We start from the raw sequence: 19789 nt of genomic DNA, 5'->3' as shown, positions 1-19789 counted from the left end.
AATAAAATATTATGAAAAAAGGCTGTTCCAATTTTGAAACAGCCTTTTTTTGTATTTAGAATAAATGAAATTATTTTTTATTAGCTTTTTTCTCTCTTTTTTCTTCTTTTTTTTCTTTCGCCGTTTTTGTCGATTCCTTTTTCACGTTTTTCTTAGCGTCTTGTGACTTAGCCATGATATTTATATTAAAATTAAGTTTCTATTTTATTACTTATAAAGTGTTATTTCAAATTTACGAAATAAATTGGCATTTAATATTTTTTTTGTGTTTGGTTAAAGCAATTTTAATACCCATAGTTCAATCATTTCTTCGTGGCGCCAATTTTGATTTCTTTTTGTGTTCTTCGAAGCTGATCTTACTTTTTTATGCAAAAGTAATTCTTTTTCAAAACGACCGCCTTCAGCCAATTCCTTTTCGATAGGATGACTTTCCTTCTGATTGGTAATTTGTGCCAGATTTGAAAACAGAATTACAACACGGCCATTAAGTCTGGTGTGTTTTTTTGCTTCTGCAAAAAAGCGTGGAAACAAATCCTTTTCATAGTAGATTGCATTGTCGATTCCTTCCGATTTGTTTGATGCCGGCAACCAAGGCGGATTAAATACAATTAAATCTGATTTGCTGTCGTTTTGGGCAAATAAATCTCCGAATAGAAGTTCTATTTTCGAGTTCAATTTACTTTTCTTGAGACTTTGTGTTAAGCCAATAATTGCATTTGGATTGTTATCGGTACCACAAACCTTCTGAAAACCATGCTTCAACAGTTGAAAACTTAAAATACCGGATCCAATTCCAACATCAATAGCAGATTTTTTTTCTCCCTTGTAACGTTCCAACCACTTGTCGAATAGTTTTAAATGTTCAAATCGGGTTGGGAAGTAAGTGCCATAAAACGGATGTATTTTTCTGTCGATAACAGGAATGAAAATACCTTTGTTGTACCACTGCCACGAACTGTTTAATCCTTGAACCTGAGAAAATGGCAGCAGAAATTCAGTGAAATCAGGATATAGTGTTTCCAGCCAGCCAATTTCCGGAGCTTTTCTAACCGTGAGTTTGTTGTTTGTTATATGCAGAAGTAATTTATGAGAAAGCTCGCGATAAGTTTTGCGCAATTCACGTTGTCCCTTAAACGATTGATCCGTATATTTTTTCTCCAGATGTTTTTTTAATTCGCTGAGTACAGCAAGTCCGCTGCTATAGTAATCAACAATTAAAACCGAATAGCCTTCAATAAGTGCATCTACGGCATCCATAGGATCCATACGTCTTTTGTAGGGAACCACATCGATATCTGCAACAATTGGTTCTGGTCTGTTTACTGATATTTTTTGACCTGATATGATCAGCTCTAATTCGTTTTTTAACATTCCTTATTTGTTTTTCGCGTTTCGCAAAACCAAGGTCAAACTCCTAAGCAATGTTTATTTCGCAGTTGATTTTTAAAAATTGTGTAAACGTAGTACAATTACTGATGATAATACGATCTATTCACTCAATTAATTGCAATAACAGTATATAAATCAGTGATTTTTTTAGTTTCTAATTTCGAACAGAAGATATTGATAGCCTGAAACATTTAGAGACAATCCTTTTTCAGATGCTTCTTCGCAGGTAAGCCTATGCTCAGTATTTGATTGTTTATTAACAAAACACAATTCTACCGGACGTTGAATCTTCATTGTTTCCAAGGCGTGTGTTGGTATCTTTACTTGCAAATGCTGTGTATGATCATCGAAATTGCAAATCACTAATAGTTTTTGATTTACGGTATGCCGCAAAAAAGCGTAAACTTTATCCGAATTAAAGATGTTTGAATCCGTGTTTTGCCACATTATATCATAAAATTCACCAAAGACGATAGCGGGCAGTTGTGCATATTTTAGAATGTCATGATAGGCTGTTTGCAGTTTTTTTTGCCGATCAGATAATAATTCACCATCAAACCTGCCATCATTCATCCATTTTTGGTGTTCTGGCAAATTCCAGTAATCGAATATGGTAGATCGTCCGTCAGAACCACTATAACCGGATATTTCCATTCCTGTTTCAGCAAATTCCTGTCCCGAATAAATTAGTAAAGGTCCACGATGCATGCAAAGCGACAGCATCATCCCCGGAAGGGCTTTAATAGGATCGGAAGCAAAATAGGGCGAAGCAATTCTTTGTTCATCATGATTTTCCAGAAACCGAAGCATGTATTCGTCCAGATTGTTTAAGGATTGCCAGCATTGTGAAATATCTCTGGCTGCACGTTCTCCGCGAATTACTCCTTTAAGAGTGTCATACAAACCTACTTTGTCGTACAGGTAATCGAATTTTCCGTTTTTAATATAGGTTTCGTATAAATAAGGATTGTATACTTCGGCAATAAAAAGGATATCAGGAAATGCTGATTTTATTTCCCCAATTACCCACTGCCAAAATTCTACGGGTACCATTTCTGCCATATCACAACGGAAACCATCAATTTCTTTTTTTGCCCAATAGAGCAAAATGTCTTTCATTTTCAACCAAGTATCTGGAATTGGATCAAAATGAGCGGAGTGCCCATTCTGATAATCGACACCATAATTTAGCTTAACGGTTTCGTACCAATCGTTTAGTTGCGGATGGGCAGTAAATTGATCATTTCCGGTTGCCTTTGCAGGATATTCCTGATAATCTGTATTCGGAAACCGATTTCTTATTTCATCAGACAGATGCAATTGTTGGTGCGGTAGATAGTAGAAGTTGTTAGTGGCCGAAAATGCTTTGCTTCCATCATCTTGGTCACCGAAATCAGAAATACCTTTCGGTTTTGCATCCGAATGATATTCCCGGGCCAAATGATTGGGAACAAAATCGATAATCACCTTCATATCGTTCTGATGGGTTCTCGCAACAAGATTTTGAAACTCCTGCATTCTTTCATCTACATCCTCGGCCAGATCAGGATTTACATCGTAGTAATCTTTAATTGCATATGGAGATCCTGCTTTTCCTTTAATCACTAATGGATTTCCATGAGGGATTCCAGCATCAGGATAAGCCTCAACAATCGCATGCTCGATGATTCCGGTATACCAAACATGAGTAATTCCAAGTTTTTTTATTTCCTGGAGTGCAGTATTGATGATGTCATTGAACTTTCCGGTTCCATTTTCGCTTCGGGAACCATCAACAACAGGCTTCGTGTTTTTATTTCCAAATAAACGGGGAAGCAATTGATATATAATTGGTTTGGGAATGCTCATATTTAAAAGATACTTTTTGAAGGAATATACTTGAATACTAAAGCTGTTCTGCTTGGTAAATAAAGATATACCCTGTGGTTTTTCGACATTGAAGCTTCAGGTTTGGAATAGTAAAGCAGGCTGCCATCCACACGATCGAAGCCACCATATTTTTTCTCGTCTGAATTAAGCACAAGCTGATATTTACCTGATTTTGCAGGAATTCCATAATAGGTAAATGATTCGCTTGGATTGAGGTTGAAAACGAAAAGTAAATCTTTTCTCAGAACAGCCAAAATTTGATTTTGCTGATCGGATTGAACACAATTGATATAGGGTTCGTTAATGAATTCCTCTCTGTTTTGCAGAGCAATCATATCTTTATCAAACTCATTTAAATCTTCGAAGCGCAAGAGATGATTGTCGACCAAACTCCATTGTCGCCGCGCATGTTTGTAGGACCAATTGTTACCTAAACGGGGAAAATCAATCCATTCGGGATGTCCGAATTCATTTCCCATAAAATTTAGGTAGCCGTTTCCAGAACAGGAAAGTGTCAGCAATCGAATCAATTTATGAAGAGCAATTCCACGGTCGACCACCAAGTTTACGCTTGATTTGTCCATGCTGTCATACATTGACTTTTCAATTAAACGGAAAATAAGCGTTTGGTCGCCAACCAAAGCCTGATCGTGAGATTCTGCATAGCTAATGGTTTTTTCTTCGGCTCGTTTGTTGGATAATTCGTAAAAGATATTGCCTACATTCCAGTCTTCATCATGTGTTTCCTTAATCAGCTTGATCCAGTAATCGGGAATTCCCATGGCTAATCTAAAATCAAAACCCAATCCACCATCCTCCAAAGAAGATGCTAAGCCGGGATATCCGCTCATTTCTTCTGCAACACTAATCGCATTGGGATTGTATTCGTGAATCAACTTGTTGGCTAAGCTTAGGTAGCAAATTGCATCCTCATCTTGTCCGCCGTCAAAATACATTTCATAGCTTGTAAAATCTCTCGATAAGCCATGATCGTAGTAAAGCATACTTGTCACTCCATCAAAACGATATCCATCGAAATGATATTCTTCCAACCAGTATTTAATATTGGATAAAAGAAGATGAAGAACTTCATTTTTCCCATAATTGTAACACAAAGAATCCCATGCTATGTGTTCTCTTCGTTCATCTGCATGAAAAAATTGATGTGGCGAACCATCGAAATTACCAATGCCTTCCAGTTCATTTTTTACCGCATGCGAGTGAACGATATCCATAATCACCATAATGCCTAAGGAATGTGCTGCATCAATTAGTTGTTTCAATTCTTCGGGCGTTCCGAAGCGGGAAGAGGCTGCGAATAAGCTGGAAACATGATATCCAAAAGAGCCATAGTACGGATGTTCCTGAATGGCCATTAATTGTATGGTATTGTAACCGGCGCGGTGAATTCTGGGCAATACGAGTTCACGAAATTCCTTATAAGTGCCAACGCTTTCTTTTTCTGTAGCCATTCCAATATGGGCTTCATAAATAAGAGGCGATTTGTATTTGACTCTATTGGTATCAAATTTCCATTCAAAAGGCTTTTCGTTTTGCCACACTTGAGCTGAATAAATAAGTGTATCAGGATCTTGTACCACTCGTGTGCACCAAACAGGAATACGTTCTCCTTTTCCTCCCGGCCAATAAATCAGTAATTTATATAAATCAGCTTGTTTTAATGAAGCTAACGCTAGTTTCAACTCAAAATTACCATTGGCAATTCTTTCGAATTGATAGTTCGTTTGCTCTTGCCAGTTCGAAAATTCACCAATAAGATACATTTTATCGGCATTTGGAGCCCATTCCCGAATAATCCAGTTTTCAGAATCTTGATGGAGACCATAATAATGATGTCCATTGGCAAAGGCTGAAAGCGTAGTTTCTGTTAGTTCCTTTTCCTTTTGGAAAGCTGCATTTAATCTTTTTTGAATCACATATTGATAATTGTACAACATGGGATCCGAGTCAACTATTTTAAGATGTTTAATCATAAGCGGTATAAGAGTTCCGGATTAGGAAGTAAGTTGTTGGTGCAACAAGTTTAAAGATACAATTTATCTGATGTAATTATTTTAAAAAGGAGTGAAGTTTTTGAGATTTTTTCCTTGCTGATAAAGAGGTTGAGTTGTGTGAATGCAGCAGTCTTTGTCCAACAGCAAATATTTCTGAAAATAGTTTATCTCCTCGTTAATTTCAATCTGTTTTCTTATCTTAATCGGATCAATTGATATATGTATATGTACGGGGGAGAAATATAATTATATGAGATCAGAGAAATTTCAAAATGAAGTTGATTTAAAGTACAAATTGTACAACAGTATATTTTTGACATTGCCATTGGATGGTATTCATAAAACGGGAATATTAATTCCCATTTTAAAAGAAGAATGCTCGAAGGGATTGGAGACAGGAAAATCACCGGTTGAAATATTCGAGGATTTTTTTGAGAAGCAAACCTCCTTTAAAACAGAGGAGGAAGAATTTGATTTCATGTTTCGGGTAATTCATTACATCGAAAGACAGGTGGTTTTGCTGGATGCAGTGGAGGATGCAGTCTTTGGCAAAATGAATGATTTAGATGGTGCCGGCAGTTTGAAAGCATTAAAGTCGAAGATCAAACAAACCGGCAAATGGGAGGATTTAAAAAATGATTTAGAACATTTTGCTGTGCGGGTTGTGTTAACTGCTCATCCTACGCAATTTTATCCCAGCACTGTTCTTGCCATTATCAATGATTTGATAAAAGCCATTCAAAAAAGCGATTTGCTTCAAATTAAGTTATTGCTTACCCAGTTGGGGAAAACACCGTTTTTTAAGAAGGAACGTCCTACACCATATGATGAAGCAAAAAGTTTGAGCTGGTATCTTGAGAATATATTTTATCAGTCGGCTTCCGATTTGTATTCAGAATTGTTAAAAAGCGAAGACTTTTCTAATGAAAAGGTTGGTTCTGTAATCTCATTTGGTTTTTGGCCGGGAGGCGACCGTGATGGAAATCCTTATGTAAATACTGAAACAACACTGAAAGTTGCAGAAAGACTTCGATATATTTTGTTTTTGAATTATTACAAAGATTTGAGACTTTTGCGCAGGCGCTTAAGCTTTAAAGGTGTGTATGAGTTAATTGTGAACTTGGAAGAAAGGGTTCTTACTGCTTTGAATGATAGTGATAAAAGTGCAGGAATCTCTCTTGCTGAGATTACTGATTGTTTAAATAAAATTGAGAAAATATTAGTGGAGCAACACGATGGTTTCTTTCTCGATTTATTGAGAAAGTTTCAGAATAAAGTGAAACTGTTTGGTTCTCATTTTGCTAATATTGACATCCGGCAGGATAGTCGGATTATTGGTAAAGCTTTTGATGTTTTGTGTAAATCTTCTACCTTTTTAACGAATCAAATTGGCGATGTTTCTATTGAAAGTTTATTTGAAGTAAAAGGATCAGTTAGCTATTTTAAAACTGAAGATAAGGTGAGCAGAGATACAATAAGTGTTTTTTCCACCATAAAAGAGATTCAGGAAAGAAATGGGGAGTTGGCCTGTAATCGATTTATTATCAGTAATTGTCAGTCTTCTGTTGATGTAGCCCGGGTTTATGCTATGGCTAAGCTTTGTGCCTGGGAGGATTCTTTGCCATTAGATATTGTGCCGTTATTCGAAACGATTGATGATTTGTCGAAAGCTGATGAAACAATGAGGGAATTGTTTGAAAATAAGGTATACTATCAGCATTTGGTTTCGAGAGGAAAGAAGCAAACCATTATGCTTGGCTTTTCGGACGGAACCAAAGATGGGGGTTACTTTTCAGCAAATTGGAGCATTTACAAAGCAAAAGAAAATATTACCCGATTGGCGCGCGAAAAGGGAATTGTAGTTGTCTTTTTTGATGGACGCGGGGGACCTCCGGCACGGGGAGGAGGAAACACACACAAATTCTATTCTTCTCTTGGGAATAATATCGAAAATCAGGAAATACAGGTAACCATTCAAGGGCAGACGATTAGTTCGAAGTTTGGAACCAAGGCGTCGGCTAAATATTATCAGGAATTACTGATTACCGCCGGATTGGGAAATCGTCTGTTCGAGGATCAAAGTAAACAATTCAGCACAGAAGACAGAGAAATAATGGAGGCTCTTTCGCAATACAGTTTGGAAGAATATCAGCGATTTAAATCATCGGATAAGTTTGTGCCTTATTTAGAGAAAATGAGTGCTTTGAAATACTACGGAGAAGCAAAAATTGGAAGTCGTCCCAGTAAACGAAATGCATCAGCGAAATTAAATTTTGAAGATTTGCGGGCAATTCCTTTTGTAGGAGCCTGGAGTCAGATGAAGCAAAATGTACCTGGTTTTTTTGGTGTAGGAGCATCTATAAAGAGACTGAAAGAAGAAGGACGAATGGAAGGGTGTAAGAGTCTGTATCAGAATTCTCTGTTTTTTAGAACTTTGGTTGAGAACAGTATGCAGTCAATAAGCAAATCATATTTTTCATTAACACAATACATGCAAAAAGATGAAGAATTTGGTGAATTTTGGAATTGGATTTATAAGGAATATCAATTGAGTATTGATATGTTATTGGAAGTATCCGGACAGGAGGAGATTATGCAATTATCACTGGAGTTAAAGGATTCGATTCATTTAAGGGAAGAGATTGTATTGCCTTTAATATGTATTCAGCAATTTGCGCTGATGAAAATCCGTGAGATGGATTTATCTGGAAATACTGATCAAAACAAATATAATATACTGCAAAACTTGGTTATTCGATCACTTTATGGTAATATTAATGCCAGTAGAAATTCAGCCTAAATAAGTTTAAGAAATTTTACTCACTACTAACAATTTTCTAAGTCGAATATCGTTTTCTTTGTAATTGAGAAACGAATTAAAACAAAAAGAATCCCAATGAAGTTGTACAAAACATTATTTTCAACCGTCCTTTTCATCTTGTTTTCATCTGCAATATTTGCGCAGACAACAGAAACTTCTAACGAAGTAAAAACAGAAGTGAAGAAGCAAGAGACAACTAAGCAGGAGGTTACTACTCCAGCTGTTGTGAAACCTGTCGTAAGAAAGCGTGTAAAAGCTTATCTTGATGAAGGAACCATTAAAGAGCAGTTTGATTATATGATGACAAAATCCAATCGGTATGAGGATTATAAAGTTGTTAAAATTAGCTCTTTAGAAAAGTTTCAGTCTAATGTTACAGATTCGTTGAATTTTGTAAAAAAGAACTTGTCGGATACAAAATCTTTGCTTGAAAATCAAAATACAGAAATTGGTTCTCTAAAAAAAGAATTGCAAACAGTAAAAAATCAATTGGAAGAAACTATTAATTCAAAAGATAGTATGAGTCTGTTGGGAATGCAATTGCCAAAATCGACTTACAATACCATTATGTGGATTTTAATTTTTGGATCGCTTGCGATTGCTGGTTTGTGTTTCTTTTTGTTTAAAAGAAGTAATGTTGTAACAATAGAAACCAAAGAAACTTTAGAAGATGTACGTGAGGAATTCGATACTCATCGTAAGAATGCTCTTGTGCGTGAGCAAAAATTGGCAAGAAAACTTCAGGATGAAGTGATAAAGAATAAGAATTTAGGTTTGTAATAATCTAATTTCACAAAAGTAATAGAGGATCGACTGAACAGTCGATCTTTTTTTTATTAGTAAAGACAACATAATCCTAAATGTTTGGAGCTGTTTTTGTGAAAAAACCTTTTGAAAAGAGCAACACACAACAAAAGAAAATCTCAAGATACAGCGCAAATTTGCAATAGAATCCGCAGTAAAATTTATCCTGAGCTCCCAACTCAAAAGCTGACCATTCAAAGGAAAAGTATCACATAATCAATAAACAATATTGAGCGAAGGAGGATTGCTTTTTTTATAATTTTTTCGCTTACTGTAAAGTAATAGACGAAGTTATGGGTGTAATAATTGCTTATTGTGAATGTTTTATCATATATTTGTGAGATATATTACATCATTATGTTGCTAAAGTCTAATGCCTCTATTTTTTCGAATTGTGAAACTTGTACAGACAAATCCTGTGCAGTTCAAATGCTTTCTGGTAATGACTTGTCTTTGTTGAGTGATAACTGCCATGAAGTTTCATTTGAAAGGGGAGAAATAATATTGTTGGAAGGTGCTTGGGCCGATCATGTTGTATACCTGCGGAGTGGTCTTGTGAAAGAATATGGAAAAGGTGATCGGCATCAGGAATATATTCTGCAGGTTATTAAGCCTCATTCTTATTTGGGCTTACATTCTATCTTTAGTGACAATATAACTCACTATTCTTACATGGCTTTAAACAATGTAACTGTTTGTTATATCAAGCTTCCTGTTTTTTCAACATTTATTAAAGAAAATGGAAGGTTTGGTTATGAAATATTGTCTTCGGTATGTAATGATAGTGTGAGGAATTATCATCGTTTTATCGATCAGCATCAAAAAAAGATTTTTGGCAAAGTTGCCGATGCCCTTTTGTATTTTTCATGTGTGATTTTTAATTCTCCGAATTTTATTTTGCCACTTAGCCGTAAAGAAATTGCTTGCATGATTGGAACCAGTCGGGAAAGTGTGTCGAAGCAGATTTGCGGTTTTGAATCCGATAAGATCATAAAAGTAAATGGCCGTTGTATTTCAATACTGGATATGGATAAACTAAAACAAATTAGCCGTGTAGGGTAATTCATTTGTTTTTTAATACCTAAATGTTGGTATTTATCATCTCTTGTTTTTTCCCCATCTTTACTTATTGAAAGAGCCTAACATGATGTTTCTGGCTTTATTTTACCTCTGGAAAGAGATTCTGTATTATTAATTTTGAGTTTTATATGAATTGGCTGAAGAAAAACAGGGGATGGATTTTAGTTTGCATCATTGCGTTTGTTCCTTTGTTGAGCTTGTATGAATTGGCAAATTTTAATTTTGAGAATAACAATTATGATTTTCTCATTTTTGATGATTACGAATTATCTCCCGAACTAGCTGCGAAAATGGATGTTGATGCAATACCGGGTATTAAATATGCGATTCATACTACAGGAAAATGGGGCATTCGTTTTCTGATAGCCATTTTAATGTGTACACCTGTACGTATTCTTTTTGGATGGACAAGCAATTTGCGTACCCGTCAGGCAATTGGTATAACAACAGGAGTTTATGCCCTTTTGCATTTTTCGTTTTTTATTAAGTACGAAGGATTTTCAGCCATTTTTAGTGAAGTAAAACTTGTAGCCGGATTCTTGGCTGGAATTATTGTATTTGCTCTAATGATTACATCCAATAAAAGGTCTATGAAGTTATTGAAAAAGGCTTGGAAAAAACTTCACAAATTGGCTTATGTGGCAGCAGGTTTGGTCGTTTTGCATGTAATACTGCTGGAAGAAGACTGGCTTGTTTATGTTTGTTTATTGGGGCTGGGTTTTATAATCAGATATAAACCAATACGTTCGCGTTTGGAAGAATTACGAATGAAAAAAGCTAACGGGCTTTAGGTTTATTTTTGAATGTTTAGTCTGTAAAAAGCCTGCAGCAATTCCTCTGGTTTTCGTACAAGAATTTCTTGATGCCTTAGGTTTAACCGGATTTCACGTTCATCTTCAATTTTAATTCCATGCTCTTCTAATCATGGAAAGCTTTAGTCTTAGGAAAAATTGCTATTTTCATGTCTTCAAACCCCAACTAATCTAATAATGCCCTATGAAATTATTGTTGAAATCGAAGAAACAGTATCTCTTTTTGCTCCCATTTGTTTTTTTATTATCGTGCTCATCTCACAATAAATCCACTAACTCGATTAGTGTTTTTGCGGCAGCAAGCGTTATTGATGTGATGAATGAAATTGCTCAGGAGTTTAAGAAGGAGACAGGAATAAGTGTTCGTCTGAATTTTGCGTCATCGGGTATATTGGCCAGACAAATTGAAAGCGGTGCTGCGTTCGATTACTATGTTTCGGCGAGTAAAGACTGGATGGATTATTTGGATTCGTTGCAATTGGTGGATCGAAATTCGATTCGAAGTCTGGTTGAAAATAGAATGGTGGCTATTGTACCCATCGAGAATACAGATTTGTATCTGGATTCTGTTTCGATAGTTAATTTCCCCGATTTATTCAAAGGTCGAATCTCCATTGGCGATCCGGCTCATGTTCCAGCAGGTAAGTATGCCAGGCAAATCATGATAAATAATTCATGGGAAAATAAATTTGCCAAACGAATATTACCTGCTAAGGATGTTAGAGATGCACTCTTTATGGTTGAGATGGGAGAGGTTGAAATGGGGATGGTATATTTATCAGATGCAAAGAAATCTAAAAAAGTGAGAACAGTTTATGAATTTGCTGTGACAGATTGTGATCCAATACAGTATTACGGTGCAGGCAAAATGAATTCAGATAAAAAACAGGAGGCATTCGTTGTCTTTTTAAATGAGGATAAAGCCAAATCTATTTGGGAAAAAAATGGTTTTAAAATAGACTAATTATGGAGCATTGGTTCGTATTTTCGGAAACAGAAATGAGTGCAATCGGTCTTTCTTTTAAAGTGGCTTTGTGGTGTGCTGTTTTGGTTTTACCCATTGCTGTTTTGATGGGCTGGTGGTTGGCTCGTAAAACTTTCCGGGGAAAATCTTTAATTGAAGGATTTATAAATTTACCCTTGGTTTTACCGCCTGTTGCTACAGGTTTTATTCTGTTGCTTTTATTAGGAACAAAAGGACTGATTGGTCACTGGTTGAACGAGCTCCTCGGAATCAGAATCGCCTTTACTTATTATGCTGCAGTAATTGCTTCAATGATTGTTTCTTTTCCATTGGCTGTGCGTGCCATTCGGCTTTCCATTGAAATGGTTGATCCTGGATTTGAAGAAGCCGCGAAAACTTTGGGAGCCAGTACTTTTCAAAGTTTTGTTAGAGTGACTTTACCATTGGCATTGCCAGGTATTATCAGTGGTTTTGTGCTCTCATTTGCAAGATCATTGGGCGAATTTGGTGCCACCATTATATTTGCAGGAAATATTTCCGGTGAAACTCAAACCATTCCATTGGCTTTGTTCAACCAGATTCAAATGCCTGGTATGGAAAGTTCGGCATTTAGATTGCTTTTGGTTGCAGTGCTTTTTTCCTTTTTGGCTATGGCTTTTTCTGAATATTTAGTGAAAAAATTACACAAGCGAAACTAAGTTTGAGAATCCGGTTGTGAGAATTAGTTCTAATTTAATAATCAATTGTTTATGCACGCTTTGTCGGCACATTTAAAACGTAGTAAGGGCGATTTTTCTCTGGATATTGAAGTGGATTTTATTCAAGGAATTACAGGGATTTTTGGGCCGTCGGGGGCAGGAAAAACAACTTTAATGCACTTATTGGTTGGTTTAGAGAAGCCCGATGAAGGTTTTCTGAAAATTGAAGAAACTACTATGGTAGATACTTTTAAAAACATTTATGAACCGGCCCGAAATCGTAAAGTTGGATATGTGTTTCAGGAAGGAAGATTGTTTCCGCACATGAATGTTCGGAAAAATTTACTTTTTGCAGCAAAGTACATCCCGAAAGGGAAACAAGTAATAGAATTTGAGGAATTGGTTAATTTGCTGGAACTAAACAATTTGCTTGAAAAAAGACCCAAACAATTATCAGGAGGAGAGAAGCAACGGGTAGCCATAGGGCGTGCTTTACTTAGTTCTCCCAAGCTTTTGCTGATGGATGAACCTTTTTCATCGCTGGATGTGAAGCTGCGCCGGCAGATTATTCCTTACCTGATTAAGATCAATCGAAAATTTAACATCCCCATGCTTGTAGTAAGTCATGATTTGCCTGATTTACTAAGTTTGACGCGGGAGTTATTTTTGCTCAAAAACGGACGCGTTCTTGGACAAGGAAACTATCTTGATTTGATTGAGCAGGAGAATATGCTTGATGTAATGCGGGGTGCCGGTTTAATGAATGTAATCCAATTTAAGGTTGAAGCTCACGATAAGAAAAACGGATTAACTATTTTATCGAACAAAGATGCCAGTGAAGAAATAAGCATTGAGAGGGAAATGGTTTTGGATTGTTGTCAGATTGGTGATGAAATGAACGTGTCGCTTCGTCCTGAGGATATTGCTTTAACATTGGAGAAAATCCCGAATATTTCAATTCGAAATCAATTGCCAGGAACGATCCTAAAAGTGATTCAAAAAGAGAATCGCAACTATTGTCTTGTTGATGTTGGCTTTAAATTATTGATTTCGATAACTCACGCTTCCCTTTTAAAAATGGAACTTTCCGAAGGGAAAAAAGTTTGGTGTTTGTTTAAATCGATGGCCTTGCAAACAAATGCCTAAATTAATTAGAAATTAAGAATTGAAAAATTTAATTTAGACTCATTACTCACTGGTATTTTTTGCAAAGCGGACGCAGCATTCCCTCTAATCCGTTTAGTTTTATTTCGTACATGGATGCAAGCATTTCTCCTAATTTTCCGGGAGGAAAACCTTTTTGCCTGTACCAAACCAAATAAGGCTCAGGAATATCAATCAGATATCTTCCTTTGTATTTTCCATAGGGCATTCTCATTCGAATTAATTTGATTAACTCTTCGTTCATTAAATCCCCATCTATATTGTCCATATCTTTTTGTAGATTGTTTTGCACAAAGATATTTTAGAATTTATTATAATAAGAAAATTATGCAGCAAATTTACTATTGACATTCTGTTTATTTTTTCCATAACTTTACTAATCATTTACTAATGATTTTTAAACGGATAGAGATGAATGCAATAGAAAAACAATATATAGATCTGAATATTTTGTTGAAATGGCAGGAAAAAATTGATCTGCTGGAGGATTTGTTGAAGGTGTCAGCGATTCTGATTATGAAACTGCATCCTCACGAGCTGGAAGTATTAGTTAGTTCCCAAAACGAGAACAACCCATACTTGATAGGAGATAGAGGAGAGTTAAGTATTGGTTCCTACTGCGATTCGGTTGTGGCCGGCAAAACTAAGGTTCACATTAAGGATGCTGCTGAAGATGATTTATGGAAAGATAAAATGACGTATAACAGTGGAATGTCCTGCTATCTTGGAATGCCAATTTGTTATCCGAATGAGGAATTATTCGGAACGCTCTGTGTGTTGAATAAGGAATGCAGAGAATTTGATGATTTGGATCATAAATTGGTCGATCATTTCAAGGAAAGTATCGAATCGGATTTGGTTATTGATGAGCAGAATAATATCATTCGGAATTCTTCAATTTCTTAACCGGAACTATTCGGCAAAACCACCACCTATCAATTTATCGCCAATATAGAATGCTACGGGTTGTCCGGGTGCAATGGCCCATGCCGGATCTTCCAGTTTCACTTCCAGTTCTGTATCGTTGTTAATTTGAAGACTGCTGTATTTTTGTGGATTTCGGCCCAAGCCCCGCACAATGGTGCTGATGTTCGGTAATTTACTATCCTCAATATCATTAAAATAATAATTGGAAATTTTTAAGTTCATTCGATTCAAATCATCTTTCTTTTCCAGAATAAGCGTATTGCTACCGGCATCAATCCGGCTTACCATCAAACCTGATTTTTCTTTCAGTTCCAGCCCCCGTTTCTGACCGATTGTGTAGTATGGATATCCATCGTGCCAACCCAAATGATTGCCTTTTGTGTCGGTTACTTTTCCACGGCCTATTTTTTGATCCAAATCAGGAATCATCTCCTGTAAAAAATCGCGGTAATCCATACGATCCATAAAACAGATGCCCATGCTTTCCTTCTTTTTTGCCACTTCTTCAAAACCAAAATCCCCGGCTATTTCCCGAACCTCAGTTTTGGTATATTTTCCAAGCGGAGTAAGAGTTCTCGACAAAATATCCTGTCCTAAATTCCATAGGAAATACGATTGGTCTTTTGCCGGATCTTTGCCTTTGCAGATATAGTAACCGTTGGACTCTTTGCAAATCTGAATGTAATGACCGGTAGCAATAAATTCGCAGTTTAATTCATTGGCTTTTTCCAAAAGCAATTTCCATTTTAACTGGGGATTGCACTGAATACAAGGACTGGGTGTTCGGCCTGCCATATATTCATCCAAAAAGAATTGAATAATGGTATCACGAAATTCTCTGCGTGCATCAATCACATGATGTTCGAGACCTAATTGCTGTGCCAGCTTTTGAGCATCAACAATAAAATCGGGCAGTGGATCATCAGGATTAAAGGAATTATCGGTACTAAAAAACCAAAGAGAAACACCAATAACATGGTAACCTTGTTCCTTTAGAATCATGGCTGTTACCGACGAATCGGTTCCTCCGCTCATTCCCAACACTACTCTGGCTTTTTTGTCCATCTCCTCGTTCATATAATTCTCCATTTTGTAATCCGATGCAAAAATATCTCTTTAAAAGCTGATAACAAAATAAGTCTTGTCGGGCGAATCATAATGATTATCGAAAAAATAAGAGGATTTTGTGGCTTTTTCCTATTTTTGGGCTTAATAAAATAAGTATTAACAACAAATCGCATAAAATGAACATTAAAAGATTGTCAGGTGGAATTCTGAGCGCAGGTTTGGCTCTTTCCATTATGGTAGGATGTGCAGAAAAGGCACCAAAAGGTACAGGAGTACTTAAAAAAGAAGACATGAACCTTGCAGTAAATCCAGGAGATGACTTTTTTGAATATGCCAATGGAACCTGGATGAAAAATACTCCAATTCCTGAAGATAGAAGTCGATACGGTGCTTTCGATATTTTAGGGGAAAGTGCCAATGGTGCTGTACATGATTTGTTGGAAGAAGCAGCAAAAACAGAAAATGCCGAAGCGGGAAGCAATCTGAAAAAGATTCAGGATTTCTACGCAACAGGTATGGATGTTGAAAAAATTAATTCTGTTGGAATCAAACCATTGCTGCCCGAATTTGAAAGAATTGCGGCTGTTTCGAATCCTGTTGATTTGCGTCACACATTGGTTCATCTGCATAAAATGGGCATAAGTACTTTGTTTGGTGCCGGTGTTGAGCAGGACATGAAAAACACAACTGTTAATCGGATGTATTTGTCTGAAGATGGTATTTCCTTACCGGATCGTGATTATTACACAGCAGATAACGAAACGAGCGCGAACATTCGTGTTGAGTTTGTGAAGCACGTTGCTAAGATGCTTGAATTGATTGGTGAAAATGCGGATACAGCAAAAGCAAAAGCGGAAACAATTATGAAATTTGAGACCCGCATGGCGACCAAATTCAATACTAATCTGGAAAACAGAAATTATCCAGCCATGTACAACCCTAAAACAGTTGAAGAATTGGCTGCAGAATATCCAAATTTCGACTGGGCTGCCTATTTCAAAGAAATTGGTGCTGATATTAAAGAGTATGTAATTGTTACTCATCCAAAATACACAGCAGAGTTAAATAAGATGTTGGCAGATGAAAAACTGGAAGACATTAAATTGTACTTGAAATGGAGAGTTCTTGATGAATCGGCCGGTTATTTAAACACTGAGCTTGAGAAGCAAAACTTTGCCTTTTTTGGAACAGTTCTTTCGGGAACAAAAGAGCAGCTGCCACGATGGAGACGTATGTCATCAGCAACAGGTGCAGTATTGGGCGAAGCTATTGGTCAATTGTATGTTGAGAAATATTTTCCTGCCGAGGCAAAAGAGAGAATGATTAAATTGGTTGACAATCTGAAAACTGTTTTGCGTGGAAGAATTGAGAAGTTGGATTGGATGAGTGAAGACACCAAAAAAGAGGCATTGGCAAAATTGGATGCTTTTGGTGTGAAAATTGGTTATCCTGATAAATGGGAAGATTATTCGAAACTGGAAGTAAGTACCGATTCGTATGTGCAGAACATGTGGAGAGCTTCCGAATTTGAGTACGAGAAAAATATTAAAAAATTAGGCGAGCCTGTTGATACCAAGAAATGGGGCATGACTCCGCAAACTGTAAATGCCTACTATCATCCGATGTTGAACGAAGTAGTATTTCCGGCAGCAATACTTCAACCTCCTTTCTTTTATAAGGATGGCGACGATGCTGTAAACTACGGAGCAATTGGTGTGGTAATTGGTCACGAAATGACTCACGGTTTTGATGATTCGGGTCGCCGTTTCGATAAGGAAGGAAACATGAGAGACTGGTGGACAGAAGAAGACACAGATAAATTCAATGCAAAAGCACAGAAATTAGTCGACCAGTTTGATGGGTTTAAGCCATTTGATGATGTTCATGTTGACGGTAAATTAACATTGGGTGAAAACATTGCCGATTATGGAGGATTAACAATTGCATTGGAGGCCTACAAAATGTCGTTGAATGGAAAAACACCTGCTGATGTGGATGGTTTTAATAACATGCAGCGTTTCTTCCTTTCTTATTCAAAAGTGTGGAGAGGAAATGTAAGAGATACTTATCTAAGAAAATTGATTAAAGAAGATGTTCACTCACCAGGAAAATATCGTGTGAATGGCGGATTATTCAATATTCCAGAATTCTACACTACTTTTAATATTGGTCCTGAAGCTCCTTTGTACCGTACCGAAGAGCAAAGAGCTAAAATTTGGTAAGGTTGGAAATTAGTACAAAGTAAATAGTAATCATACTGATTTACTTGATGTATAAAAATACAAACCGTCTCGGGAAACTGAGGCGGTTTTTTTTGTTTGAATTCAATTCGACGGGAGAGTCTAATCTGCAAGTCCTGTGTAATATAAAAACTTTCAATAATAGACTGTTAAACTATACTTCGAGTGGTTGAAAGCATTGATGGACATGTATATATTACATTTATCGTGTTGTTTGGCTTCTGATTATTTAAATGAGCATTATTCCCTTTGCAGGATCAGTTTTGAAAATGGCTGTTTTACTTTATATAAATGGGCATCTGCTTGCGTGGATGCCCATTTTAGCAAAATACAAAGCCCTCTCACTTTCGTGGATGCCGGTTTTAGCGGCAAACAATGCTCTCGGAGTTTCAGGAATGTTGATTGAAGCAAAACACAAACCCTTCGGAGTTTTAAAAATGCCGGTTTTAGTGATGCACAATGCTCATATTTTTTCGTGGATGCCCATTTTAGAGCCACACAAGTCTTTCGGAGTTTCAAGAATGCCGGTTTTAGTCACACACAATACTCATATTTTTTCGTGGATGCCCATTTTTGTAACACACACATGCCTCGGAGTTTCGGAAATGCCCTTCTCGTGTACTCTGTAAGTCCTGTATAATCTGAAAACTTTCAATAATAAGATGTTAAGTAGTATTTCGAGTGCTGATATCAACAAAGAAAAAGAGACTGTTCACGAAACTGTGTTTAAAGGCCTTAATCAATCATTAAGTACGGTATCGTCTTTTTTATTATTTAATTCAGTTTCTCAGCCTCGTAAATATTCAGTTCGTTTTTTGCTTCAAGAAAACCTTTCACTTCAGCGATGTATTTAGTCATGTGCTCAGCATTTAAATGCTTGTCGAGAGCAGTTCTAGATTCCCATCGTTCGAATAGAAAAAGTTCCGAATCAGAAGTCAGCTTTTGGTGAAGTTCGTACTCCAAACATCCGTCTTCTTGTCTCACCAGCTCGGCCACATTATTGAATGCATTAATGAAATCCTGCTTACAGCCGGCCTTAGGTCTTATTTTTACATTTACGATGATCATGATATTTCTATTAAATAACGTTGGTTTTTAGTCTTACTTTATTTTTTATTCGTAGTAAAGTTAAATTATTGTTTTTATAATCTGAATTTTTAGACTTGAAGCTTTTGTTCTTCTGTTTGTTATTCAATTTCAAACCCGTTAAAAGTCTCAAATTTCCAGATCTCAATTACGTTCTTAATAGGCAATTCGTAAGGCTTGTAGTTTCGGTTCGAGGATACCAAAAGGAGTGTTTGGTTTTTCTCCAACTGTTTGTAAACTACTTTAAAAACAATCCCATCTTCAAGTGTTACTATAATACAGGGAGTGCCATCTTTAATTTGCTCCCAGTTTTGAATAAAGGAAGCAGTTACCCATGCACCTTCGGGAATTGGCAGCATCGAATCTCCTGCAATTTGAAACGTTCGGTAGGTTTTATCTTTAGGAAGAAAGGGCAATGAGAATTTTGGCAGTGAGCCGATAAACTCCAAATCGCCGTAGCTGTTTGTATAGCCTGCCTGTGCTTTTAGCGGAACCATTTCAATGTTCTCTTCTCCATCTTTGTTTACGGATATGGTGAGCAGGCGTAATTTTTTTCCGGTAACATCAATATCGAATCCATCTTCTATCTGCGAAAGCTGAAATTCCGACAGCTTTGCTAAATTGTAGCGCAGCAATGCATCTATTGATACACCAAAGTATTCAGCGAATTTAATCAATACCTTAAACGGTGGCTGAACATTTTTTTCATATCCTGCCAAAGTAGTTCTTGTAATGTCCAGTTGTTCAGCTAAACTAAGTTGAGATTTCTTTCTCCGCTGACGCAGGAACTTAATATTTTCTGCAAAAAACATAGCTTCTTTTTTTCAAAGATAGCAATTAATGACTAAATTA

17 protein-coding genes are annotated in these 19789 nt (G+C 36.5%); 10 read left to right on the top strand and 7 right to left on the bottom strand.

Translation table 11 applies throughout. The features are described 5' to 3' along the window. Positions 1 to 273 precede the first annotated feature (273 nt). The 3 genes from ACY0M5_RS13305 to ACY0M5_RS13295 form a co-directional block, all read right to left on the bottom strand. Positions 274 to 1371: a methyltransferase gene (locus ACY0M5_RS13305; protein WP_320018993.1), complete on the bottom strand. Its 1098-nt coding sequence runs from the start codon at positions 1369 to 1371 to the stop codon at positions 274 to 276. A 165-nt stretch (positions 1372 to 1536) separates the two neighbouring features. Beyond that, on the bottom strand, positions 1537 to 3237 hold the full coding sequence (locus ACY0M5_RS13300; RefSeq protein ID WP_461629469.1) for an alpha-amylase family glycosyl hydrolase: 1701 nt from the start codon (positions 3235 to 3237) through the stop codon (positions 1537 to 1539). A gap of 2 nt (positions 3238 to 3239) precedes the next feature. Beyond that, on the bottom strand, positions 3240 to 5252 hold the full coding sequence (locus ACY0M5_RS13295) for an alpha amylase C-terminal domain-containing protein (protein WP_461629468.1): 2013 nt from the start codon (positions 5250 to 5252) through the stop codon (positions 3240 to 3242). Between the two features lie 271 nt (positions 5253 to 5523). Between ACY0M5_RS13295 and ACY0M5_RS13290 the strand changes: the two genes are divergently transcribed. The 7 genes from ACY0M5_RS13290 to modC all read left to right on the top strand — a co-directional run bounded on the left by ACY0M5_RS13290 (position 5524) and on the right by modC (position 13598). Continuing rightward, entirely contained in the window at positions 5524 to 8073 is a 2550-nt protein-coding gene (locus ACY0M5_RS13290) for a phosphoenolpyruvate carboxylase (protein WP_461629467.1), read from the top strand. A gap of 96 nt (positions 8074 to 8169) precedes the next feature. After that, positions 8170 to 8874, top strand: a complete 705-nt coding sequence (locus tag ACY0M5_RS13285; RefSeq protein ID WP_124993681.1) for a hypothetical protein — start codon at positions 8170 to 8172, stop codon at positions 8872 to 8874. 381 nt (positions 8875 to 9255) lie between these two features. Continuing rightward, entirely contained in the window at positions 9256 to 9960 is a 705-nt protein-coding gene (locus ACY0M5_RS13280; protein ID WP_461629466.1) for a Crp/Fnr family transcriptional regulator, read from the top strand. 146 nt (positions 9961 to 10106) lie between these two features. Next, entirely contained in the window at positions 10107 to 10769 is a 663-nt protein-coding gene (locus ACY0M5_RS13275) for a ferric reductase-like transmembrane domain-containing protein (RefSeq protein ID WP_156196479.1), read from the top strand. Positions 10770 to 10974: 205 nt separating this feature from the next. Continuing rightward, positions 10975 to 11754, top strand: a complete 780-nt coding sequence (gene modA, locus ACY0M5_RS13270; protein ID WP_461629465.1) for a molybdate ABC transporter substrate-binding protein — start codon at positions 10975 to 10977, stop codon at positions 11752 to 11754. A 2-nt stretch (positions 11755 to 11756) separates the two neighbouring features. After that, positions 11757 to 12452, top strand: a complete 696-nt coding sequence (gene modB, locus ACY0M5_RS13265) for a molybdate ABC transporter permease subunit (RefSeq protein WP_101308546.1) — start codon at positions 11757 to 11759, stop codon at positions 12450 to 12452. Between the two features lie 51 nt (positions 12453 to 12503). Continuing rightward, complete coding sequence (modC, locus tag ACY0M5_RS13260) at positions 12504 to 13598, top strand: molybdenum ABC transporter ATP-binding protein (protein ID WP_461629464.1); 1095 nt, start codon at positions 12504 to 12506, stop codon at positions 13596 to 13598. A 46-nt stretch (positions 13599 to 13644) separates the two neighbouring features. Here modC and ACY0M5_RS13255 read toward each other — a convergent pair whose 3' ends face one another. Further along, positions 13645 to 13884: a DUF3820 family protein gene (locus ACY0M5_RS13255; RefSeq protein WP_197092796.1), complete on the bottom strand. Its 240-nt coding sequence runs from the start codon at positions 13882 to 13884 to the stop codon at positions 13645 to 13647. A gap of 143 nt (positions 13885 to 14027) precedes the next feature. Here ACY0M5_RS13255 and ACY0M5_RS13250 point away from each other — a divergent pair, with 143 nt between their 5' ends. Further along, positions 14028 to 14522, top strand: coding sequence for a GAF domain-containing protein (locus tag ACY0M5_RS13250; RefSeq protein ID WP_160463495.1), 495 nt, complete (start codon positions 14028 to 14030; stop codon positions 14520 to 14522). Between the two features lie 6 nt (positions 14523 to 14528). On the opposite strand, the gene mnmA is transcribed toward ACY0M5_RS13250, so the two are convergent. Further along, complete coding sequence (gene mnmA, locus ACY0M5_RS13245) at positions 14529 to 15620, bottom strand: tRNA 2-thiouridine(34) synthase MnmA (RefSeq protein WP_461629463.1); 1092 nt, start codon at positions 15618 to 15620, stop codon at positions 14529 to 14531. Positions 15621 to 15787: 167 nt separating this feature from the next. Between mnmA and ACY0M5_RS13240 the strand changes: the two genes are divergently transcribed. Together ACY0M5_RS13240 and ACY0M5_RS13235 are read left to right on the top strand one after the other, a co-directional pair. After that, a complete protein-coding gene (locus ACY0M5_RS13240) occupies positions 15788 to 17833 on the top strand; it encodes a M13 family metallopeptidase (protein WP_461629462.1) in 2046 nt (681 codons plus the stop codon). 287 nt (positions 17834 to 18120) lie between these two features. Continuing rightward, positions 18121 to 18480, top strand: coding sequence for a hypothetical protein (locus ACY0M5_RS13235; RefSeq protein WP_461629461.1), 360 nt, complete (start codon positions 18121 to 18123; stop codon positions 18478 to 18480). Between the two features lie 145 nt (positions 18481 to 18625). Here the strand turns inward: ACY0M5_RS13235 and ACY0M5_RS13230 are convergent, their stop codons facing one another. Further along, entirely contained in the window at positions 18626 to 18919 is a 294-nt protein-coding gene (locus ACY0M5_RS13230; protein WP_461629460.1) for a putative quinol monooxygenase, read from the bottom strand. Between the two features lie 119 nt (positions 18920 to 19038). Next, positions 19039 to 19749 (bottom strand): XRE family transcriptional regulator, encoded by a 711-nt coding sequence (locus ACY0M5_RS13225; RefSeq protein WP_461629459.1) that lies wholly within the window; start codon positions 19747 to 19749, stop codon positions 19039 to 19041. Positions 19750 to 19789 lie beyond the last annotated feature (40 nt).

The organism is Labilibaculum euxinicum, from assembly GCF_963678175.1.
Classification (GTDB): domain Bacteria; phylum Bacteroidota; class Bacteroidia; order Bacteroidales; family Marinifilaceae; genus Labilibaculum; species Labilibaculum euxinus.
Note: the sequence above shows the minus strand (reverse complement) of the source record. Positions and strands in the feature narration are given on the sequence as shown.